Annotated in this window: 18 protein-coding genes and 2 pseudogenes; 10 read left to right on the top strand and 10 right to left on the bottom strand. The window is 52.1% G+C overall.

The annotated features are described in order from the left end of the window. Window positions 1-78 precede the first annotated feature (78 nt). Together QJQ48_RS25695 and istB are read left to right on the top strand one after the other, a co-directional pair. Entirely contained in the window at window positions 79-465 is a 387-nt protein-coding gene (locus QJQ48_RS25695) for a hypothetical protein (RefSeq protein WP_346294106.1), read from the top strand. Between the two features lie 209 nt (window positions 466-674). Next, window positions 675-1,400: pseudogene (gene istB, locus QJQ48_RS25690) on the top strand (IS21-like element helper ATPase IstB). Between the two features lie 418 nt (window positions 1,401-1,818). On the opposite strand, the gene QJQ48_RS25685 reads toward istB, so the two are convergent. Next, the gene (locus QJQ48_RS25685) at window positions 1,819-2,790 is read right to left on the bottom strand and encodes a formylglycine-generating enzyme family protein (RefSeq protein ID WP_346294105.1); all 972 of its coding nucleotides are present in this window, start codon (window positions 2,788-2,790) and stop codon (window positions 1,819-1,821) included. A gap of 241 nt (window positions 2,791-3,031) precedes the next feature. Here QJQ48_RS25685 and avd point away from each other — a divergent pair, with 241 nt between their 5' ends. From avd to QJQ48_RS25665, 4 genes are read left to right on the top strand one after another with little or no spacing between them, the layout of a single operon-like run. Continuing rightward, window positions 3,032-3,358: a diversity-generating retroelement protein Avd gene (avd, locus tag QJQ48_RS25680; protein ID WP_346294104.1), complete on the top strand. Its 327-nt coding sequence runs from the start codon at window positions 3,032-3,034 to the stop codon at window positions 3,356-3,358. 16 nt (window positions 3,359-3,374) lie between these two features. Next, complete coding sequence (locus QJQ48_RS25675) at window positions 3,375-4,397, top strand: reverse transcriptase domain-containing protein (protein ID WP_346294103.1); 1,023 nt, start codon at window positions 3,375-3,377, stop codon at window positions 4,395-4,397. Window positions 4,398-4,432: 35 nt separating this feature from the next. Further along, window positions 4,433-6,040 (top strand): IS1634 family transposase, encoded by a 1,608-nt coding sequence (locus QJQ48_RS25670; RefSeq protein ID WP_346294109.1) that lies wholly within the window; start codon window positions 4,433-4,435, stop codon window positions 6,038-6,040. A 50-nt stretch (window positions 6,041-6,090) separates the two neighbouring features. Next, window positions 6,091-6,255, top strand: a complete 165-nt coding sequence (locus QJQ48_RS25665) for a hypothetical protein (protein WP_346294102.1) — start codon at window positions 6,091-6,093, stop codon at window positions 6,253-6,255. Between the two features lie 71 nt (window positions 6,256-6,326). Here the strand turns inward: QJQ48_RS25665 and QJQ48_RS25660 are convergent, their stop codons facing one another. From QJQ48_RS25660 to QJQ48_RS25630, 7 genes are all read right to left on the bottom strand, one after another. After that, entirely contained in the window at window positions 6,327-7,172 is an 846-nt protein-coding gene (locus QJQ48_RS25660) for a formylglycine-generating enzyme family protein (protein WP_346294101.1), read from the bottom strand. Between the two features lie 39 nt (window positions 7,173-7,211). Continuing rightward, complete coding sequence (locus QJQ48_RS25655) at window positions 7,212-9,995, bottom strand: SAV_2336 N-terminal domain-related protein (RefSeq protein WP_346294100.1); 2,784 nt, start codon at window positions 9,993-9,995, stop codon at window positions 7,212-7,214. After that, window positions 9,992-11,197 (bottom strand): AAA family ATPase, encoded by a 1,206-nt coding sequence (locus QJQ48_RS25650; RefSeq protein ID WP_346294099.1) that lies wholly within the window; start codon window positions 11,195-11,197, stop codon window positions 9,992-9,994. The genes QJQ48_RS25655 and QJQ48_RS25650 overlap by 4 nt, the downstream gene beginning before the upstream one ends. A gap of 14 nt (window positions 11,198-11,211) precedes the next feature. Next, the gene (locus tag QJQ48_RS25645) at window positions 11,212-12,699 is read right to left on the bottom strand and encodes a VMAP-C domain-containing protein (RefSeq protein WP_346294098.1); all 1,488 of its coding nucleotides are present in this window, start codon (window positions 12,697-12,699) and stop codon (window positions 11,212-11,214) included. Between the two features lie 219 nt (window positions 12,700-12,918). Continuing rightward, the gene (locus tag QJQ48_RS25640) at window positions 12,919-13,725 is read right to left on the bottom strand and encodes a formylglycine-generating enzyme family protein (RefSeq protein WP_346294097.1); all 807 of its coding nucleotides are present in this window, start codon (window positions 13,723-13,725) and stop codon (window positions 12,919-12,921) included. Between the two features lie 52 nt (window positions 13,726-13,777). Beyond that, complete coding sequence (locus tag QJQ48_RS25635; protein ID WP_346294096.1) at window positions 13,778-15,400, bottom strand: CHAT domain-containing protein; 1,623 nt, start codon at window positions 15,398-15,400, stop codon at window positions 13,778-13,780. A gap of 4 nt (window positions 15,401-15,404) precedes the next feature. Further along, a complete protein-coding gene (locus QJQ48_RS25630) occupies window positions 15,405-15,782 on the bottom strand; it encodes a trypco2 family protein (protein WP_346294095.1) in 378 nt (125 codons plus the stop codon). Between the two features lie 192 nt (window positions 15,783-15,974). Here QJQ48_RS25630 and QJQ48_RS25625 point away from each other — a divergent pair, with 192 nt between their 5' ends. The 3 genes from QJQ48_RS25625 (at window position 15,975) to QJQ48_RS25615 (ending at window position 19,672) form a co-directional block, all read left to right on the top strand. Next, the gene (locus QJQ48_RS25625; protein WP_346294094.1) at window positions 15,975-16,217 is read left to right on the top strand and encodes a hypothetical protein; all 243 of its coding nucleotides are present in this window, start codon (window positions 15,975-15,977) and stop codon (window positions 16,215-16,217) included. Between the two features lie 245 nt (window positions 16,218-16,462). Beyond that, window positions 16,463-19,492, top strand: a complete 3,030-nt coding sequence (locus tag QJQ48_RS25620; protein ID WP_346294093.1) for a CHAT domain-containing protein — start codon at window positions 16,463-16,465, stop codon at window positions 19,490-19,492. A gap of 54 nt (window positions 19,493-19,546) precedes the next feature. After that, window positions 19,547-19,672, top strand: a complete 126-nt coding sequence (locus tag QJQ48_RS25615; RefSeq protein ID WP_346294092.1) for a hypothetical protein — start codon at window positions 19,547-19,549, stop codon at window positions 19,670-19,672. A 54-nt stretch (window positions 19,673-19,726) separates the two neighbouring features. Here QJQ48_RS25615 and topA read toward each other — a convergent pair whose 3' ends face one another. Then, complete coding sequence (topA, locus tag QJQ48_RS25610; protein WP_346294091.1) at window positions 19,727-21,931, bottom strand: type I DNA topoisomerase; 2,205 nt, start codon at window positions 21,929-21,931, stop codon at window positions 19,727-19,729. A gap of 162 nt (window positions 21,932-22,093) precedes the next feature. Between topA and QJQ48_RS25605 the strand changes: the two genes are divergently transcribed. Then, entirely contained in the window at window positions 22,094-22,684 is a 591-nt protein-coding gene (locus QJQ48_RS25605; RefSeq protein ID WP_346294090.1) for a DUF1016 N-terminal domain-containing protein, read from the top strand. Here the strand turns inward: QJQ48_RS25605 and QJQ48_RS28415 are convergent. Beyond that, window positions 22,629-22,810, bottom strand: a pseudogene (locus QJQ48_RS28415) (IS4 family transposase); the annotation flags it as partial. The gene QJQ48_RS25605 and the pseudogene QJQ48_RS28415 overlap by 56 nt on opposite strands.

Genomic DNA, 22,810 nt, shown 5'->3' with positions numbered 1-22,810 from the left:
CTTAACCCACTCAAGTTTCCTCGAAGAAATTCGTTCTGCTTTCGATACTGACCTCAGGAAAAGTTCAGGAAAATCACCATGCTGAAAGCAACTCACATCGGTCTTGCCGCCTGCCTTACGTTACTGCCTGTTGAAATGACATCCGTTTCCTTAGATACGACTGATATCGCTCAAGCTTTACCTCCTCTCATCACCGAGATTTGTCCCGATGTTACCTGGGCAGACGGCTTCCGCATCGGAGAGTTGGTGCCCTTGGCACCTCATCAGTATCACGCTGCCGTCACTATCACAACTACACCCCTGCGAGCAGGTTATGGCTTTGAAAGTGAAATCATCACAGACTTAACCGTTGGTACCAAAGTCATGGTCAGAGGCGAGGTTTGGGACATGGGCTGCAACCAATGGATGGTCGTCTCGGAAGACCCGCAGATGTTTGTACACGGCAACGCCTTGCTGAATCTTTAGCGACTCATCCAGTTCAATCACGACCAAGCATTTTCCCTACACCTGCAAACCGTCCATGAGAAATACCTCTATGTACTTATCGACCGATCTTCCCACCTCAACGCCGAAGACATTTCCGTCGGCAGGGCACTGTGAAACGCACGATTACACCTCAAAGTCCGGGACGAGTTTATTTTCAAGCAACCTACTGGCCTGCCCGCCTCTCTCACATGCTCCAGCACTGGGAAACCCTCGAACACCAGGCCATGCAAGAACAGTGGTCTTACGCTCAATTCTGACTGGCACTCTGCGAATTGGAGGTGGACCGACGCTGGAGTGTGCGCCTCAAACGCGCCCTGCAAGAGGCCCAACTCCCCGCCGCCAAAACGGTTTCCAACTTTGACTAGAACCATGTCCCAAAGCTCAATCCGCTGCCGCTGATGCAACTGGCCACGGATACCGGCTGGCTAGAGCGCGCCGAAAACTGTTTAATCTTCGGGCCTTCCGGTGTCGGCAAAACTCATTTGGCGGCAGCCTTGGCGCGCTCTATTGTCGAACTCGGCAAACGGGCTAAATTCTTCACTGCGACGGCATTGGTACAGCAATTGCAGCAGGCTAAGTTGCAGTTGCAGTTGCAATTGCCCGCTTTGCTCCACAAGCTGGACCGTTTTGATCTGCTAGTCATTGATGACCTTGGCTACGTCAAAAAGTCAGAAGCCGAAACCTTGGTCCTCTTTGAGCTCATTGCCCATCGCTATGAACGGCGCAGTCTTTTAATCACGGCCAATCAGCCTTTCAGTCAATGGGACACCATTTTTGCCGACGACATGATGACGGTCGCGGCGGTAGATCGTCTCGTGCATCATGCCTTGATTGTCGAAATCCATACCGATAGCTATCGCAAACGCGCCGCAGCCACTCGCTCAACTGAAGCCAATCCTTCAGCCCGAGCTTGACCGCATTAGCGATCATAGTTGTCATTTTGATCGCAGGTGTCGCAACAAGGGGGCAGACGTTGCCGATCACGCTCACAGATCTGCCAACTCGACTATCTTGCTGTCGCGTCACGCTAAACGCTTGACACTTGATAGTTTCCGCTTGGCTGAGTGACGAGCGAGTGTCTTCAGACATAACTGCAGGTCTTATGTCGCGTCTACGAATGACTTCATCTGAAAATATTGAGTTTCCGCATACTCTAGAGCTAGGATTTGCGGTAGCTGTAGCGGCTTCCTGTGTATCTCGCCCATTTGGAGACGCTCGTTACTCCCAAGCCGGTACTCTCTTGAGACCTTCATGAGCCATTGAACTACGATGCGAAATTCCTCAAATGCTTATTTTTCTCTGTAAAGAGCAAAAGGGCAAGAGTATAAAGGGCTACTGAAGAGTCCTGGGGGCCGAACAACAAACCCGAAAACCGATGCTGATGTAGCGGTTGACCGGGTTGCCCACGTTGCGGAACGCGGAGCGGCAGTACCCCGGGCTGTCGTCCCAGGAACCGCCACGTATAATTTTATACCTTTTATCTCCACCGATTAACCAAGCATTGCCATCAGTAGGAGCCCCCTCATAGGTGGCGTGCCAGTTGTCCTGACACCACTCATAGACATTGCCGTGCATATCAGACAGACCAAAGGCATTGGCGACATCGAAATGGTCTACTGGCGTCGTTTCGTTACGAAATTGCCCCGCTGGACCCTCTGCATAGGTTGCCGAGGCTCGGTAATTGGCGAGTTCGTCGGTCAGGGTTCTGCCGAAGTAGAAGGGGGTGGTTGTGCCCGCTCTGCAAGCGTACTCCCATTCCGCTTCTGAGGGCAGGCGGTAGGGACGGCTCGTGAGCTGAGCCAGGCGATCGCAAAACTCGACCGCATCCTGCCAGCTCACACCGACAATAGGCTTGTTAGGGGCAACAAGTCGGTCTGCCTCGTACCGAGTGGCTGGATTCGTCTCCATAACCTTTTCGTATTGAGCTTGGGTGACCGGGTAGCGGCCTAGAAAGAACGTCGGCACGGTGACCTCTCGTTGCGGCCCTTCATTATCTTTGCGATCGGGTTCATCGTCGGGGGAGCCCATCGTGAAGGTGCCGCTAGGGATGAGCACCATGTGCAGGGGTAGGGCATCGGTAATCTCTAAAAGGGGTTCCGGGTAGCCTCGGCATTGGCGGGGGGTGCGGCGGATGGTGAGAGACATTGGCGGTAAGGTGAGAGGGCCAGCTAGGTCTTCGGTTGCCCTACCAAAATAGCTGGCCCGGTTTGATTTTTGGATACCTCGATGGATATCGCCGGAGTAGGTCTGGACTCTTCTGGGGTACGCCCGACAGATTCCCACCTGCCAGTTCTGACCGGCCATTGCTGGCGATAGAAGAGTGCTGGGGGCCGAGCAACAGACCCGAAAACCGATGTTGTTGTTGCGGTTGTCCGGGTTGTTCCTGTTGCGGTACGCGGAGCGACAGTTCCTCGGGTTGTTGTTCCAGGAACCGCCACGTTTAGCGGCCTACCCCGTCAGCAGCATACAGCAGCCTGACGGTAAAAATGAAGCCGATGTTGCATACTGTATCCTGGCCTCTGTCCTATCCACATACAGAGAACCGATGGCAACTGAGCTACCGATTATTCAGAAAACCTACGACTTGATTAAATGGTACGTGCCGATTCTCAATCGATTGCCCCGAGACCATAGATTCCAGCTAGGCGATCGCATGGTGATGGGCCTTTATGGATTGTTGGAAAGCTTGATTATGGCTCGCTATCAGCGCGATAAACTGCCTCAGCTCCAGGTCATCAACAGCAAATTAGATGTCCTGCGCTATCAAACCCGGCTGCTGCTGGATTTTGATTTGTTATCTCATAAGCGATACCAGTATGTAGGGCAGCTCATCAATGCTATCGGTACCGATCTCGGCGGCTGGATCAAATAGCAGAGTCAGAAGTCCCATGAAACGTCACGGTAATCTCTGGCCAGACATCCTTGACTTTGAAAATCTGCTGCTGGCCTCACGGCAGGCACAAAAGGGAAAACGCTTTCGGGACAATGTTCTGGCGTTTAACTATGCTCTGGAACGGGAACTTCCGGCCCTGCAGCAGGAGCTGGAAGACCACACCTATCGCCCTGGGGCATACCGCACGTTCAAGATTCGAGATCCCAAGCCGCGTTTGATTTCAGCAGCGCCTTATCGGGACCGGGTGGTGCATCATGCGTTGTGTAATGTGATCACGCCGCTGCTGGAGCAGACGCTGATTGTCGATACCTATGCCAACCGCAGCGGCTACGGCACACATCGGGCTCTGAAACGATTCACCCAATTTGCTCGCAGTCAGCGCTACTGCCTGCAGGGGGACATCCAGAAGTATTTTCCCTCAATCGATCACAAAATCCTCAAGACCTTGATCCGAGAGAAAATTAGGTGTCCCAATACGCTATGGCTGATTGATACGATTATCGACGCCAGCAATGAGCAGGAGCCGGTGATTGAATACTTTCCGGGAGATGACTTACTGACGCCAGTTCAACGCCGCAAGGGCTTGCCTATCGGAAATTTGACCAGCCAGTTTTTCGCCAATCTCTATCTCAGCCCCTTTGATCACTTTGTGAAGCGACAGCTTAAGCTGCGCTACTATCTCAGGTACGTCGATGACTATGCCGCCTTTTCAAATGACTGGCAGGAGTTGGCAGCGGCCAAACGGGCAATGGAAGATTTCCTGGTCACGTTACGGCTGAAAATGCATCCGATTAAGAGTCAGCTCTTTGAAACCCATCATGGGGCTAGCTTTGTCGGCTTCCGTGTCTTACCGGATCGGATTCGGGTGCGCAATGACAATCTCAGACGGGCACGGCGACGGATGAAGCAGCTCCAGCAAGACTACGAAACCGGCAAAATCACTCTTCAGCCCCTGGTGCAGCGGTTACAGCCTACATTCCGCAGGTTGACAATGAATAAGAAAGGTGGTGTGCCGTAGAGTAGAAGCAGCCCTCAAGAGAATGGATGCATCGATTGAAGATAGAGAATCTGGATCACCTAGGCTTGGTTGCCGGGATGGTTGACGAGGTAGGACTGGTGGAACTGACCAACGCACAATTAGGCCAGCATCAGCTGGAGCACATCAGCGCGGGGCAAGTGGTCAAAGCACTGATACTGAACGGCTTGGGTTTTGTGAGCGCGCCTCTGTACCTGTTCAGCGAGTTCTTTGAGAGTAAGCCGGTTGAGCATTTGCTCGGCGAAGGCATACAAGCGAGTTACCTGAACGATGACCGTCTCGGACGTGTGCTCGACGAGTTATATGAAGAGGGCACCAGCAGTTTCTTTTTGCGTGTGGCGATGCAGGCGGTGGAGCGATTTGGCGTCGATGTTGGCCAGGTTCATCTAGACTCGAGTTCGTTTTCGTTGCAAGGCGAGTATGGGCGGGAGAGGGTTGAGTCGGGAGACTTAGATCAGGTGCCTATCGAGATCTGTCGAGGCTATTCAAGAGACCAACGACCCGACCTGAAGCAGTTTGTGGTGAATCTAATGTGTAGCGCGGATGGGGGCGTGCCGCTGTGGCTGAAGGTTGCAGATGGCAACCAGAGTGACGCGCAGCAGTTTGCCGGGTTGATGCGCCAGTTTGCCAACAGTTGGCAGATGGACAGTGTGTTCGTTATCGACGCAGCCTTTTACAGCGAGCCGAACTTACAGCAGGTCGGCTCACTCAAATGGGTCTCACGGGTACCCCAAACCTTGAGCGATGCCCAAGCGCTCGTGCAAAGTGATACCAGCGAACTGACGCCAGTTGCTTGCACCCTCAAGGACTACCGGATGTGGGAGACAACCGCTGAGTATGGTGGAGTTCAGCAGCGCTGGATTCTGATTGAGAGTCTGACGCGCAAGGCTGACCAGTCGCTGTGGGAGCCCGAACTCAAGCAGCTAGAGAAACGATTGCACCGCAACCTCAAGCAGCTGCAGCAACAGGTCTTTGCCTGTAAGCCCGATGCCCTCGAAGCCCTGATGCGCTTCCAAGACACCTTGGCGGTCCATCACCTCACTGAGGTCAGCGTTGAGACGCTTCGACCGAAACGGGCACCGGGTCAGCGAACTAAAGCAAAAGCTAAAGACACACCACCTGCCACCGGCTACCGCCTCAAAGCCAAGCTTGAGCGCCGGAGCACTGCCTACCAGAACCAGCGCAGTCGGTTTATCCTGGCCACCAATCACCTCGATACCCAGCAGTGGCCTGCTGACAAGCTATTGCAAGAGTACAAGGGCCAACAGAAGACTGAGCGCGGGTTTCGCTTTCTCAAAGACCCGTTGTTCTTCGCCAGCAGCCTGTTTGTCAAAAAAGCCCAAAGAGTCGAGGCTCTAGCCCTGGTCATGGCCCTGACTTTGATGGTCTACACCTTAGCTGAACGTAAGCTTAGACAAACCCTGGCGGCACAACAGCAAACAATCCTCGACCAGAAAAAACAGCCTACTGTCAACCCTACCTTTCGGTGGGTCATTCAGAAGTTTCAGGGCATTCATTTTGTGCAGTTCGGACACCTCAAGCAGATTAGTAACCTGACTGATGAGCGGCGCACAATCATCCGATTCTTGGGGGCTCATGTTGAGCCCTACTATGCACCTACCTAATCTTTTGGCAACCTGCGGAATGTTGGTTACAGAGCTGGGAAGCCCACCTGATGCACGGCGACACCCATCGGCTGAGGCGCAAAATCTTTGAGCACTATGTGTTTACGCGAAAAGAAAACCATCTGGAATCAGCCGCAGATGAGACAACGGACTTAGGCGTCAGCAACTCAGAATCCGATAGCAGCCGCCACGGAACACCCACATCAGACGACTAATCGCAAGAAGTTGATTTATTTCTTAACAGCTTATTTCTCTGCAGAGCGTAAAAGGGCAAGAGTATAAAGGGCTACTGAAGAATCCTGGGGGCCGAACAACAAACCCGAAAACCGATGTCGGAGTCGCGGAAGTCCGGGAAGTCCCTGAAGCGGAACGCGGAGCGGCAGTACCTCGGGACATCGCTCCAGGAACCGCCACGTATAATTTTATACTCAGCATTTCCGCCGGTTACCCAGGCACTGCCATCCGTAGGAGCCTGCTCATAGTTTTCGTGCCAGTCATCTTGACACCATTCCCAAACATTGCCGTGCATATCGCAGAGGCCGTAGGCATTCGCCCCTTCAAAATGATCTACTGGAGTGGTTTGTTTGCGATACTCGCCTCGGCTCCCTGGGCCATAAGCTCCGTATTTCTCATCATTTCCTCGATAGTTGGCGTAGTCAGTAGAAAGCGTCTCACCGAAGTGAAAGGGGGTTGTCGTTCCAGCACGGCAGGCGTATTCCCACTCAGCTTCGGTCGGCAGGCGGTATTGGCGGTTGGTGTGAATAGTGAGCCTGTCGCAAAACTCGACCGCATCCTGCCAAGACACCTGCTCGGCGGGACGGCGGTCATTTCCCTTAAACTTAGAGGGATCGGAGTTTAGTCCTTGATTTACCTCCGGCAGCGCTGCCACAACCCGCCACTGGGCCTGGGTCACAGGATACTTAGCCATGAAAAACTGCGGCACGGCGACTTCATGCTGCGGGCCTTCAGCCTCAGTTCGCTCTAGTTCACTCTCAGGCGAACCCATGAGAAAGCGACCGGCAGGAATCAGCATCATGCGCAACGGCAGAACGCCTTCGGCTAGAAACTCCTCGTAGTATTGGTTCTGTCCCCGACGTTTGTTGACGATAAGCTGAGAGGGTTGGGCTGGCATTTTTCTACGCAGAGAGCAAAAGGGCAAGAGTATAAAGGGCTACTGAAGAGACCTGGGGGCCGAACAACAGACCCGAAAACCGACGTTGACGTCGCGGTTGTCCGGGTTGAGCCTGATGCGGTACGCGGAGCGGCAGTGCCTCGGGTTGTCGAACCAGGAACCGCCACGTCTGATTTTATACTCAGTATTTCCGCCAGTTACCCAGGCGCTGCCATCTATGGGAGCTCCCTCATAGGTGTTGTGCCAGTCATCCTGACACCACTCCCAAACGTTACCGTGCATGTCGCTTAGGCCAAAAGCGTTAGCGATTTCGAAGTGATCTACCGGCGTGGTTTCGCCTCGGCTCTCACCTTTCGGCCCGTCTGCATAAGCGCTGCCATTGTAATTAGCTACTTCCGTGGTAATCATGTCGCTAAAATGGAATGGTGTCGTTGTGCCAGCCCGACAGGCGTATTCCCATTCCGCTTCAGTCGGCAGGCGGTATTGACGTCCAGTGTGAGCTGAGAGGCGATCGCAGAACTCAACCGCGTCATCCCAAGAGACTTGCTCTACGGGGCGGTTTTCGCCGTTGAATCCTGAAGGGTTTAAGTTTAGCTCTCGTTCTACCTGGGGTAGCGCTGCCACAGCTCGCCATTGGACCTGAGTCACTGGGTAACGGCTCATAAAGAAAGGCTGGACAGCGACTTCATGCTGAGGAGATTCGCGATCGTAATGTCCAGGTTCACTCTCTGGGGAACCCATCAGGAAGGTACCACCAGGAATTGCCACCATCTTTAAGTAAATGTCATTTGCTAGGGGTTCAGTAAAGCGATTGGCTTGCCGTTGCTGACGCTCAATCACCCACTCATTCGTATCCTGACTAGGTATGAGCTTGGCAAGCACAAATTCAAAGGGTTGCAGTACCGGCCTCGATGATGTTTGCGGTTCTAAGGTAATGATGGTGAAGTCTTCAGTATCAAGAGATGGTGGAAAGTCGTCATCTATAAGTTGCGCATCAACAAACTCGAATGATTCAAGGGGTGGAAGATTCAGGTATTCAGCGACTTCATATTCAAAGGTTTGGAGACGGCGACCATAGGGATCGAGCTCTGTAACCGGGACAGGAACTTTCGCTGCTCCCCTTCTGAGTTGTTGAACTAGGTCTTCATAGGGTCGTCCTAGTGAAGCCAAAATATCAGCCGTGATGGTGGCGAAAGTTTTCGCGCCCTCCAAACCTTCCGGTAGTTCTATATTAGGGTCTTTAAGATAAGCCTGGAAGGTATAAGGATAGAGGCGGTTAAATCGTCGGGTGATCGCCCGAGACACACTATTGATGACATCGACAGCGTCTACTGGCGGTAGCCACTTGCCACTCAGCAAAACCCCCCGCACCCGGCCAGCAAAGTCATACTGCACCAAGTCTTGCGGTTCTATCAGCTCATCCGACTGCTCTGGTTTAGTCGAAGTAGATTCCAGTGCCCGCTCTTCTTGACCAGGAAGACGCTGCAATAAACCACCGGTGAAGACCTCGGCAATGGGTAGGGGCGATCGCACATCTGGAAGCTTCTCCTCTCGAATCAGCCGGACGATGGGCAGGGTAATCACTGGGGCAGCCGCTAGCAGCATCAGCAGCCACTGAGCATCGGGAGAAGAAAGCCGCAAAAAGCGCTCGACTCGACGTTCAGCCAGTTCAACATCTGCGAGCGTTTCCACTGATGATGAGCGGGGCACGGTGCCCCCTGGTGGCGGCAGCAAAAAGCCGGGAGTCACTCCCGGCTTGCCTGCTACTAACTGACTCCAGCGGCTGAGGTCACGCTCTTCACCAGTCACCACCGGAAGGGCTATGCGTTGCTGAAGACTAGCCGGAGTATTTTGCGCAGGGGCTCTTTTTTTTAACCGCTGGTTAGTGCCTCCTGGTAGATCATTTCTGAGGGAAACAGGAATACCTCGCCCTAGGGCAGTGCGCTGCCACATCCAAGGAGGCAGCATCTGCCACAGAACTACAGGCATGTGGTGGCCCCAGGTTTCTAGCGTAGGCGTTAGGATGCCCTGCCACCAGTGAGCACCCGTGCTGTCGCTGAGGACAATGGCAAGACGACGGCCTGTCTGGTCAATAAGTTCTTTGGGATGGTGATCTGGGCGCTGAGGATGAGACCGCAGCATGACCTGATCTGCTGGTTGCGCTTCGGGATAGATCACCAAATCAAACACCCGGACATCGCGGAAGGCTCCGTACCGACGGAGCGCGCGCACAATATCTTGTACCAAGCGCTGCCAAATCACCATCGACGCGCTACTGCGATCGACCACCAAAATGATGTCAAACCACGTCTCTTGATCAGGCTGCAGCTTTGGCACACAGAGCTGGGTGCGAGCAATGAAATCAACTGTGGCAGATTCGTCGAGACGGCTGCCAGTACCGGCGTCGATTTTCTGCAGGAGCGGTTTGAGAGCCCTAATGATGGCTAGAGGGTCAGAGAGCATTGCGGGGTCAACAATCTGCACCGGTAGCACTTCGGGAGGCAATGCCTTCTGTGGCGTAGGTGCTACGATGTCTATTCGTTTAGAAGAAGGGTGCTCTGGAGAGGAAGTAGATGGCGATCGCCCCGTAGAGGGCGTCAGTCTGCGACTGCCCTCATCGTCTTGCGAGACATCTATATCCTCCGATTGATCACCCGGAGACTCGGGTGATGGGAAATCTGATTCCAGATGAGTCGCCAACCACAGCAGCTCCGCCATTTGGGTCGTGGTTTCAATACCCGTAAGTTCCTGCGCCTTAGCCAGCCGCTGGAGAAACGCATTCACCAGATCTGGCGATGCTCCCGTGGCCCCAGACTGTGTCATGCGTCGGTGCCACCCAACGACTGAAACAACAACTCCCGGAGCCGAGTTTTTTCATCCGCGCTCAGGCTGTCTGGGTGACGCCCCATCAGATAAACGGCATTGAGCAACTGGTCGGTCGCCCGATCTGAGGTTTTGCCCTTATCCTTACTCACGAATTTGCGGATAAGCGACTCTACCTCATCCCAGCGATCGCTCTCTTCAAAGTGAGACTGCACAATCGGTTTCAGTGAGTCTTCGTCGGGGCTGGGCATCTGCACCCGCAAACAGCGACGATAGAAAGCAGGGGGAAAGTCGCGCTCACCGTTGCTGGTCATGATCACAATGGGAAATTCGCAGCACTTCACCCGACCATTCGTAACGGGAGCCTCCATCTCTTTATCGGCAGTGCGTACCGTGACGGTGGCGTTGGGATCGTCGGTATCTTGCCCACGCCGCTTACGACGCACCAGCTCTGGAATTTCAAATTCTCCTTCTTCAAACAGGTTGAGCAAGTCATTGGGTAGGTTCAGGTCACTTTTATCAATTTCGTCAATCAGCAACACCCGAGGCCGCAGGGAGGGCAAAAAGGCCGTCCCCACTGGGCCAAGCTGAATATAGTCGCCCAAGTCGCCTTCCTCCGGAGTTGCTGCCCCTTGACGAGTTTTGTCAAGTTGGGCCTCTTGCAAACGGGAAACATCGACACCTAGTAAAACAGCTAAGTCAATCAAATTACGGGTTTTGTCGAGCTGAGCGTCCTGCAGACGGGCAATAGCGTCATAGCGATATTCAGCATCGACCAAATTAGAGCGAGCAGTAATGGGCCAAGTGAGGACGGGACCCAGTTGAAGCTCATAGGCGATCGCGTAGGCCAGTGAGGTTTTACCAGAGCCGGGGGCACCCGTTACTAACAGCGGTCGCCGTAGATGAATCGCAGCATTGACTGCATCAATCACCGCCATTCCTTCTTTACCAGTAGAAATGCGAAAGCTCTTGCCCCGTTGAATAGCCCGTGTATCTTCGTCGGCGAGATTCTGAAGCTTTGTCCAGTAGATTTCATCTTTGGTCTGTTCCTGCTCGTCAGCCTGCTTCTGGGCCTGTTGCTGCGTAAGAAATTCTTCTCGCGGCAAAAATCGCCGCCAGGGGGGAGCTTCAGGGGGCTGCTTCATGCCAGAAGGCTGAGCACTATGGCAGTTTCCTTGAAAGTACTTGTATTTCCAGGTCATGGGCGAGCAAGGGACTAGGGGCTAAGCGTCTCAGACACTAGAGAATCATCATCTTCCCGATTTTCAGGATCGGGTAGGCTCGGACGGCGGTGCGGGCAATCCACTAGCAGTCTTACATTAGCCCGAGCACGAATTGTTCTCCAAGCTTGTGCTAGCCCCACAAAGTTCGTCAGATCGACATCTTTCAACGCATCTTTCAAGCTTTTTAGTCGTTTTTCTGACGTTTGTTGATTATTTGGACCAAACCAAAACGTAATAGGCACCCCAGAGTTAATAATGTCGAAGAGAATCTCTTGACGTTCACCCTTGTTAGAGGAGAGATCAGCAACCAAGTTTAATCCAGATGCTTCCAATCCTTCCAAATCGCCTACTTTTGGGCAATCTCTTTGAAGATGAAAGTGGTCGCAGACATCTTTGTTTTTACATTGCTCAAGCTGAACCCAATTCTTAGCAAGGCAGACCTGAGTGGGTTCCTGAGCAGCCCGCTCCAAAGAGCGAATAATGTAGTTTCGAGACCCAAAAGGCCGCGATCGCCCCTGAAGATTATGCACCTCCCAGTCATCAGCAACATCAGTAAGACTTTCTATGTGATGGCAAGGCAAGAACAGTTCTATACAGTCAAGCTTACAGTTCTGAGCTGCTAGTTTTTCTGTAGCGGATAGTATCCATTGAGATAGACGATTGGCCGCTTCCTCAATCTTGCAGCAATATTGAGGCGCATCAGGCTGACCAAAGTAAGCTTCTTCCCCCCTGTACAACTCTGCAGTCATGCTGATATCAGACAGATCTGGTCGTGGCGCGTCAAATGCTACAAGCAAATATCCCTGAGAATCTTGAGGAATCTTTTTAGGTAGCGGGCTTGTAATACCAAATTCGTTGGCCATACGCTGTCGCCAGTCGTCTATGGCTTGAAAGAAAGACTGCGAGTTTTGCCTCCCCATTCCTAGAGGAGAACGAGATAGCTCTTCAAGAGCGTATTCCGCAAATCGAATAGCCAGTTCTGCCGAATAAATTTCCAGAAGTCTCCTGATTGCTGCTAACGAATTAGTAGAGGGGCGATCGGGGCGCATTTCGAAGAAAGAGCGAGCAAAAACTGTCTGAAATGCACTATAAAAGGCGATTTGAATATAGGGGAAATCTATTGCTGCGTCAAACTGCTGAAATAAGCTATTTAGATCTGGTTTTGCAATAGACAGTTTCTCTTGATCAACCGTGGGTTGCAGTTTGAAAAGAAGATCATCACATAACTGCTGAATATCCTCTCGTTTTTCGACCTCGCTAGCATCTCGCAGTCCGATAAGAAGCTTTTCTGTTTCCCCTATACTTTCAGCCTGCTGAATCAGCCTAAAGATCGCTATCTTAATTTCGGAGCGATCGCTTGCACAGAGCTGCTCAGAATCAACGTCGAGTGCAATAAACATCTCAAAACGGTCATGGTTTGGATAAACCGAATAGATTGCATCTCTTAACGCTTTGATGTCTTTCCTCTCCAACCCTGCCATTACCTCACCCTAGGCAGTCTGTACTCTACCAGCTTCTACAGCTTCTATGCTCTTCAAGCTATTTAGCCTAGTTTCCGGCTTTATGCCCTACTTTAACCAAGTTTTTGGCACTAAAGACGACTAGCACCGAATTTGATAGCAAAGTGCGATCGCCTAACGGCGAATGAAAAAGAACGCAAATTTTTTCTGCAGAGAGCAAAAGGGCAAGAGTATAAAGAGCTACTGAAGAATCCTGGGGGCCGAACAACAAACCCGAAAACCGATGTCGTAGTTGCGGTAGGCCGGGGTACCGTCGTTGCGGAACGCGGAGCGACAGTTCCTCGGGTCGTAGCGCCAGGAGCCGCCACGACGTATTTTATACTCAGTATTTTTATCGGCTATCCAGGCGCTGCCATCGGTAGGAGCCTTGTCATAGCTACCGTGATAGTCGTCTTCGCACCACTCCCAGACATTGCCATGCATGTCATACAATCCCCAGAGATTGGCTGGATAGCTGGCAACCTTACTTTCTAGGCCTCCATCGTAATTCGCTAAATTTTCTGCGATCTGATCGCCAAAATGATAAGTCGTCGTTGTTGCTGCCCGGCAAGCATATTCCCACTCAGCTTCTGAGGGTAAACGATACTGTGGCTGGCTTTGAGGCGAGTGTCGCCGACTCAATTCCTTCGATAGCCGCTTGCAAAACTCCGTTGCCTCATACCAACTAACTCGCTCCACCGGCAAGTCATCTCCCTTGAAGCCTGAGGGGGCGAGGTCGAGGTCAATATCTACCCTTTCATAGCCTGCTACCACCCGCCACTGAGCCTGAGTCACCGAAGTTCGCCCCATGAAAAATCGCGGCACCTTCACCCGATGCTGTGGACGCTCATTATCTTGACCGTTCCGGTCATCTGAAGCACTGCCCATCAAAAACTCCCCAGCAGGTATCTGCATGAGAGTCAGCGTTACCCCGTCCCCCAGTTTCTCGACATACCCTGTATTGCTGCACGTGTAGCGATGTAGCGTCAGGTTCTCAGTAGCAGCCATACCCAGTCATCCTCAGGCGCAAACATGCCTTCTATCCTAAGCGACTGCTAGCTTAAGCTGTGCCATCTTCTAAACGGTTTAGCCAGTCACGCCAATACTGCAAGTGTGGACTCTGTGGCTTAGCCTGCACGGCTCCACTCACCAGCGCCACGCTTTTCCCTTCTCCATTCAGCCTTTTTACGGTATCGAGCACCCGGTTGTCATAAGGCTTGTACCGCGAGGATAGTGCCTCAAAGTTTTCTCCTACATACAGCTCCAACATCTTTTGAAAATCATCTGTATCCTCAAAAGCATTCATCAAATCCTGATAGAGACGAAGCCACTCCGAGCGCGGCAGCAAAGGTGTCGGTGGTGCGATTTGCGAGTCGTAGAATTTAGAAGAATCTGATAGCTCGGGTTCCAGCATTTCCTGAAACAACTGCCCCCCTCCATTATCCCGCCAGCGCAGATAAAGCACCGGTCGATACCACTGATTTACCAACTCCATCATCCACTTCCGCCCCTCCCGCAGTGCTACCACCAGCGGTTCCTTCTTTCCCAGCACCCGGTAAAACTGCTCGGAAAACTGGCTGGCCGCATCTACCCTAACCATGTACTGCATTGCCACCACAGCCGGTATGCGGGCATCGATTAGCTGCTGAGCCGTGCCGTTAAACAGCGACTCTCCCGCCACAGCCATGCCCGATTGACAGGCACTGAGAACCACCAAAGCCACTCCCGACGGCAGTAAAGCCGCAAACTCCCGAGCACTCACATAGTCTGATCCGCCTGACTCCCCTTTAAACAGCAGAAAGCCTTCTGAGTCGGGTAATAGGTGCTGACACCGGCGGCAGCGCTCGACCTTGGTACTATTGTGCATCTGCCGACAGTCAGGATTGATACACCGCTTGCCATAGAGCCCGTGACCATCAAAATGAATCACCTGAGGGCGTAACGACGGATCACAGTCAGTTAGATAGATGCTCAACCCTCGACGAGTCACCGGGGATAACGACTCTAATGCAATCACTCCAGAAGTCTCAGCCTTAGACAATCCCTGACGAATTGCCTGCTGCTCAGTCTCGGGTAGCTTGATTAGTCCTTGAGCTGGATCAGAAGCCGTGGAGGATATTAATAAAACTCGCAGTTGCGCTTGCGATGGCAACGCTGGCGGGAGAGCCTCATAGGCAAGGTAGCGCGAAAGGACAACACGATGGTGCAATAAAAAACGCTGACCATCGTGGAGCAGTTCCCAGGGATAGTCTGCCAAGCGCGATCGCTCAGCCGAGTTAGCTGCAAACTTCAGCCGCAGGTGCAAATCCTCGTTAGCTGGCTCAGGCTCAGCCAAGCGTAAAGACGTTTCAAATGTTGAGCGTAAGCTACTGCCAACCGGAAATAGAGCCTGATAGAGGCGCTGTCCCACCGTCTCCAAATAAGCAGGATGAAAACTTTGCCGATCCGGCGCTAAAAGCGATTCTTGAATCATCCAATCTTGTTCATCAGCGTCAGGAAACGCCTCAGCCCGAAACCCACTAGACAGCTCCAAGAGCTTAATCAGCGTCTTGCGGCGGTCGAGGGCTCCCTGCCAAAAAGGCAATGATGATTCTGCAGAACCGTCTCCGGCGGGAGACTGGCTTGCCACTGCCTGAAAGCGCTGAGCATCAATTGGGAACAAGTAGATTTCTAGGTGCTTCATCATCCTAGTAGCGGTCGGCTATGTTGCTTTCATCCCCTTTGAGTAAAGCCTCCATACTCCGCTTAACCGCTGGCATAATCTCATCTCCATAGAGATCTTTATACCACTCCAGCAATTGGGCCTTATCGAATAAAGGCGATAGCTGAACTTTCACCGTATGGGCTTTCTCGTGACTGACGCCGCCACCGGCTTCACCGCCACCGACTGAGAGAACATCGATTTTGATACCGGCATTGCCTTCGCGTCGTGCGGTCACCTGCAGCTCCAGTTCGACCGATTCGACAAACAGAATGGGGGGATCTGATTTTCTATCCAGTACAGGAGCTAGCAGTTCCTTTTTAACTTGCTGAATCAGTTCACTGAGGCCGATTGGCTGGGACATGGCTATCTGTGAGAGAGGGCTTCTCCCATATCAACAGATGCCAGAGTATAAATTCAGCAAATCTTAGATTTTTTTTTAGCGAATCCACAGAATTAGCTGGCTTTATGGGCGATAGTGCGATCGCACAAGTCTCCACCTGAAAGATTATTCTGATTTCAGAAACATTCTGATTGTTATTAAAGCAACACGGCGTTGCCTAATGACTACAGCAGCAGCATATTGCCTAAATCAACAGAAATGCCTGCTAAAGACGATATCGGTCGGCACCTTAATATGGTTGAACGGCGTACCCGTCCACTCGTTGAAGCTGCGCTGGCAACTGCGGCAAAAATGCAATGGATAGCCCAGGCTGGTCGTCTGGTTACAACGGATTCGGATATCTTCGGAATGACAATGAGGGCACTGCATCATGATGGTTGCACAACGATGCCTTAGTTTATCGACTGAGTGATGGTTCGTGACGCCCCCGTGTAATCAGTTTTGACACTTAACAAGCATGAGACTGCAGCTTGCTCATAGCGTGCTATTGGTTGACTGATTTTGACTCTAGGTAGGCGATCGCTTTGGCTGTGTTTCTGAACTTGATCTTTCTCAAAGATTGCCAAAAGTTGAATAAGTATTTTCTGCCGAGACCTATATGCTGATTGGTGGTAGCTCGTGGGAAGGGAGCCAGGCTGACGATGAAGTATTTAGCGAGGCTGTTTGGTTTGGCGGCGATCGCGGCGCTGAGCGTTCCTACTATTCCACAACCAGGCTTTTCTCAAGAATTGGGTCTCAAGCTGGCGAGTCCATTGTTAGCGCAAGCAGACAGCAACTCGGAACGCAGAGCTGAGGGCGATCGCTTGTTGGAACTGGGCCGTCAGCAGTATCAGGCTGGTGAGTTTCAAGCGGCGATCGAGTCTTGGCAGCAGGCGTTGGAGATTTACAGAGAAATTAGCGAAGAAATTAGGCAAGCTGAGGCCCTAGATAATTTGGGAAGCGCTTACCACTCTCTCAACAACTATCAGCAAGCGACTATTTTATATCAACAATCTCTCGAAATTTACTATGAACTGTTAGGAGAACAGCATCCAAAAATAGCTATTATTCTTGATAAATTAGCTGCAATTTATGAATTTCAAGGAGCTTATGCTGAAGCTCTTAGTTTATATGAAAGGGCCTTAGAAATCCGCACCAACTCCCTGAGTCCTGACGATTTAAGTATAATAGCCAACCTTAATAGTTTAGGCAGAGTTTATCTTACTTTATCAAACTACTCAGAATCTATTAATTACTTTGAGCAAAGCTTAGCAGTTTCTGAATCATTGGATGATCAAACTGTGCAAAGGGAAGCATTCATTAATCTTGCAAGAGTATATGGTAGATCGGGCAATTATGAACAAGCATTAAACCTTTATAATGACGCTCTTTTAATTACCCAAGAAATAGGCGATGTTCAAGGAGAGCTAATAATTTTCAATGAAGTTGTCGAAAACTTAATGCTATCTGGCAAATATTCTGAAGCACTTGAAATATTAGAATTTTCCAATGAATTAGATTTTAATGCTATAGACTCAGCATCAGTACTGAGTAATATTGCTTCTATTTATGCTGGTTTGGGAATGTATGAAAAATCTATTGATTTTTATTTTGAAGCTCTGGCTATAATCAAGCTTTCAGGCGACAGACATAGCGAAGCTGTTATACTCAACAATATTGGGGAAACTTATTTTTCATCAGGAAGCTTTGAGAAGTCGGTAGATTTCTATTATTCAGCATTGAATTTATTTGGTGAAGGAGATATTACAGGCGAATCTCGTGTTCTCAATAATTTGGCCAATGTCTATTACATTTTTGAAAATTATGAGAAAGCGATAGAACTTCTTGAAGATTCATTGCTGCTAAAACGTAAATTAGGAGATAGGCTGGGTGAGTCTGTCTCTTTAGGTAATCTTGGAAGTATACTTCATAGATTAGAACAGTACGAGGAATCGATTACACTGTTAATAGAATCACTTTATATTAAAAAAGAAGTTGGGGATCAACCAGGACAGGGAATTGTTCTTGCTAATATTGGTTATATATTTGCAGCTCAAGAAAAACTAGAATTAGCTATTTTTTTCTTAAAGCAATCTGTTAACATATACGAGGTTATTCGTCATAATAACCAAAATCTTGACTACGAAATGCAGCAAGCTTACGCTAACACCATCGCTGAAACATACCGTCGTCTTGCCGATCTACTCCTCCAACAAGACCGCATCCTCGAAGCCCAGCGTGTTCTCGATCTGCTGAAAGTTCAGGAACTGGACGAATACCTGCGCGACGTGCGCGGCAATAGCAATACTCAAACTGGTGTAAACTATCTTCGTCCCGAAGCCGCTATTCTCGCCCGCTATGAAGAAAGACAGCAATCGGCGATCGCCTTAGCCCAAGAACTCGAAACGCTTAAAGACATTGCTGAAGACCAGCGCAGCGAGGCTCAAAATCAGCGAATTGCCCAGCTCACTAACCTGCTAGATGAAATCAACAGCAGCTTTGCCGAGTTCAGCCGCAGCCCCGAAATTCGCGCCCTCATTGAGCAGCTCAGCTACGAAGCCAGAGAAGCCAGCATCAATCTCGACCAGCTCAGTCGCCAGCGGGACGAACTGCAACAGCTCAATGCCGCCATCTTCTATCCGCTGATTCTAGAAGACCGCCTAGAGCTGGTGATCACCACGCCTGACTCGCCTCCGCTGCGGCGCACCGTCCCCGTCACCAAAGTCGAACTCAACGAGGCCATTCTCGCCTTTCGCCAAGCTTTGACCCGACCCGGTTCAGATATAGAAGCTCCAGCCCAGCAGCTTTACGACTGGCTAGTCCGGCCTCTAGAAGACGACTTAGCTGAGGCCGGAGTCGAAACCATCATCTATGCTCCAGACGGTCAGCTCCGCTACATTCCCCTCGCCGCCCTTCACGATGGCGATCAGTGGCTGATTCAGCGCTACCGAGTGAACAACATCACAGCGGCTTCCCTGACTGACCTGACTAAAGCTGACGCCGCCCAGCCCCGCATTCTCGCCGCCGCCTACACCGATGAAACCCTGATACATACCCCAGAAGTCAACGGTACGTCCTACACCTTCACAGGACTCCCCGGTGCCGGCTTAGAAGTAGAAACGCTGCCGGCTGAGAGAACCTTTCTCAATCAGGCGTTTAGCCTATCAGCCGTGCGGCCTCTGATGGATAACTACACCGTGCTGCATCTGGCTACTCATGCCGCTTTTGTCCCCGGTGTACCAGAGGATTCTTTCATTCTTTTTGGCAATGGCGACACGCCCACGCTGCGAGATATTGAAGGTTGGACGCTCAATGGAGTTGATCTAGTGGTGCTGAGTGCCTGTGAAACCGGAGTAGGTGGACTGGGCAATGGCGAAGAGATTTTGGGCCTAGGCTACACGTTTCAGTCCAGGGGCGCGAAAGCCGTGCTATCGTCGCTGTGGCAGGTAAGCGATCAGGGCACTCAGGTTTTAATGACTGCTTTTTACAACGCTCTCAGTCAAGGCATGACGAAAGCTGAAGCATTGCAACAGGCCCAAATGGCGCTGATTACAGGTGATTTCTCAGCGATAGGTGCAGCGCGAGCCGGTATCGGCATTGTCAATCGCCAAACTGGAGAAGCCTTTACGGCTGAGGGCTTGGATCATCCCTACTACTGGGCACCATTTATTTTGATTGGTAACGGCCTTTGAATAAGTTCCCAACTCTTGGAAGCATAAGAGCTTGACCCTCGTGAAGAGTGAACTATGCGACGACTGCTCTCTGGCCTTCTGCTCACCAGCGTGCTCATCATCAGCGTGCCGCCCCTGCTGATCGCGTTGACCCAGCCCGTCCGGGCGCAAACCGGCGAAGCGCTTTACTACACGACTTAACTCCCAAACCGGCCAAAGCTACCCAATCAGCACAGCTTGCAAAACACGTAACCCTCAACCCTGAGGTGCTTTCTGCTTCAACGTGCCAAACTTCGGTGACCAAAACTCACCCCGGCTCTCAAAGAAAGCCACCTCTTTGCACTGGCCGCGTCGGTTTTCCAGCAGCGAACAGCGCAGCATCACTTTGGCCTGACCGTTCTTCTGGTAGCGATAGCGCTCCAGCAAAGCACCGCAGACCGGGCAGGGAGAGTCCGTAAAGTTCTCCGGTGTCTTGGCCTGCTGCTGCGCATAAGGCAGCTCGTAGCGTTTGGCCTTGCCGTTCCAAAACATCACGGTGCTACAGCCAGAGCATTTGAGGAAGTGCTTGGCTTTGAGCTTCTTAGAACGAGAGGGAATCTTGTCCATTAGCTGACCGCAGGTAGGGCACTGAGTCTTACTGAGCTTGGCGTTACTCGGCTTTATCTGACTGACCTGCGCTTTAGAAGCCTGAGATGTAGCCGAGGATGCTGCAGGCGGAGACTTGGCGGGTCGCTCCAGCGATCGCAGTTGCTGCTGTGCTCGCGCGATCGCCGGGGCAAAGTAGCTCTGATGCCAGCCAATCAGATACGACTGCCACTCCTGCTCACCCGCCGCGATCGCATCTAAGGCCGTCTCCATCTGCGCGGTGAACTCGGGCTGAATCAGGTCTGGCAGCAGCTTGCCTAACGCCGCATCTAGTTCTAAGCCCAATGGAGTCGGCGTCAGCTTGCCTTTGGTAGGCTCAATGTACTGCCGCTGCTTCAGTGTTTTGATCGTCGGCGCGTAGGTGCTGGGACGGCCAATGCCTTTCTGCTCCATCAGCTTCACGAGCTGCGGCTCGCTGTAGCGCGGCGGCGGCTGCGTTTGCTTGGCATCGGCTTGGGCCTGCTGCAGCGTCAGCGCTTGACCCTGAGTGAGCGCTGGTAGCACCGCATCAGCACTGAGGTTGTTCCAGTAGCGGGTATAACCCGCAAACTCTAGCACCTGACCTTTAGCTTCCCAGTAGGCTGCACCTGACTGGGTCACCACGCGCGTTTTCCGCAGCCGGGCCGCAGCGCACTGAGAGGCTACGGTTCGATACCAAATTAGCTCGTAGAGACTAGCGTCTGCTGCCGGTAGTTCTCGCTGCAGAGCCTCTGGCAGGCGGCTGACATCCGTTGGACGAATCGCTTCGTGGGCTGCCTGTGCGCCTTTCACCGCCCGGTGGCGGGTGCGCTTGGAGGGCAAATTGTCTGGGTCATGCTGCTGCAGATACTGCCGCACCGACTCGCAGAAAGGGGCTGAGAGTGCTACGGAGTCGGTACGCATGTAGGTGATGTGGCCTTTCTCGTAGAGCGACTGCGCCACCTTCATCGTCTGCTCCGGGCTGAAGCGCAGCTTTGACCCGGCAGCCTGCTGCAAGGTCGAGGTGACAAACGGTGGCGGCGGTGACTGCTGCACCTGTTTGCCTGCAATCTGCACAACCTGATGCGGCTGACTGCGGGCGATCGCCACTAGTTCATCGGCCCGCTGTTTTGAGGTCACCCGCTCTGACTCTGGCGCTACACTTTTGCCTTTGGCGACAGCTATCTCTCGAGCTGACTTCTGAGATCTTTGCTGTGGCTGTGGGCGGCTGCGATAGAACGCTTTGAAGCCTTCCTGGTAGCTCACCCAAACGCTCCAGTAGTCCTGTGGCTCAAATGTCTGAATCGCTCGCTCGCGATCGCACAGCAGATGCAGCGTCGCACTTTGCACCCGGCCCATCGACTTGGCGCCGTTGTTCAGCGGCCAGACCACATGACGGCTGCCTTTGTAGCCCACCAGTTTATCGAGGCAGTCACGCGCCCTGCCTGCGGCAATGAGGTGCTCATCTAAGCGGCGGGGACGGGCGATCGCCGCGCGCACCGCTTGAGGGGTAATCTCGCTGTAGACCACGCGCTGAGGGCTGCGCAGCCGCAGCGCCTGCTGCAGATGCCAGCCAATCGTTTCGCCTTCGCGGTCGGGGTCGGTGGCGATATAAACCCGGTCGGCTTGCTTAACTGCCTGGCGCAGCTCAGAGAGCACTTTCTTCGAGCGGGCATCGCGGGGCTGATAGCGACACTCAATGGCTGTCACACCCAAGTCAAAGCCCAGGGCATCCTCGCCATCGTTAGCCAGCTCACGGATGTGACCCATGCTAGCTTTGATTACCCAGCCAGCCCCTAGAATTTGGCCCAGCTTCTTCACTTTGCCGGGGCTTTCAATCAGCAACAGATTGCTCACAGCGTCACCTCTGGCTGCCAAAGCCTCACTTTACCCTACTGCTATAGTACATTTGAATTGAATGTCCAGACGTCCAGTACAATCGTCAGGCAACAACACTCTTATGGCTCCCTCACACTGACTGAGTGCCTGTTATAGCGTCGATAGCGATCGCCATTTTCTATGCCCCGACAAACCTCACTGCTGCCGGATGAAGATAACTACTTCGCCTTGCTCAACGAGCTAAAAAGCCGCATCCGTTCAGCCCAAATCAAAGCAGCGATCGCCGTCAACCAGGAATTGATCATGCTGTATTGGCGAATCGGTCGTGAAATTCTCGTGCGGCAACAGCAAGAGGGGTGGGGCAGCAAAGTTATTGACCGCCTCTCTAAAGATCTCAGACGAGAATTTCCCGAAATGAAAGGTTTCTCGTCACGAAATCTCAAGTACATGAGGGCTTTTGGCACGGCTTACCCCGATGAGCAAATTGTGCTACGAAGCGTAGCACAAATTCCGTGGGGGCATAATCAGTCCTTGTTGAACAAGCTTCAAGATCAGATGCAGCGTCTCTGGTATGCCCAGAAAGCCGCTGAACATGGGTGGAGTCGCAATGTCCTAGAAATGCAGATTGAGACTAATCTATTTCAGCGGCAAGGAGGAGCCATCACAAACTTTGAGCGCACTTTGCCTCCTGAACAGTCAGACTTAAGTCGTGAACCTAAGTACAGGACAAAAATTGGACAGCCTCAGAGAAATCTTCAACTCTCCAGTTGAGATTGAGAAGAATCGAGCGCAGATAGTCGAGTCCATAGCGGAACAAGCTTTTAGCCCGACGTCCATGAGACTTGATTGGAATCGGCTTTGCCTGATGCAACCACTGCCCGCTACTCAAGGCCCAAC

The organism is Sphaerothrix gracilis Ecp01, assembly GCF_030405905.1.
In the GTDB taxonomy this organism is placed as follows: Bacteria; Cyanobacteriota; Cyanobacteriia; order Phormidesmidales; family Phormidesmidaceae; genus Sphaerothrix; species Sphaerothrix gracilis.
Note: the sequence above shows the minus strand (reverse complement) of the source record. Positions and strands in the feature narration are given on the sequence as shown.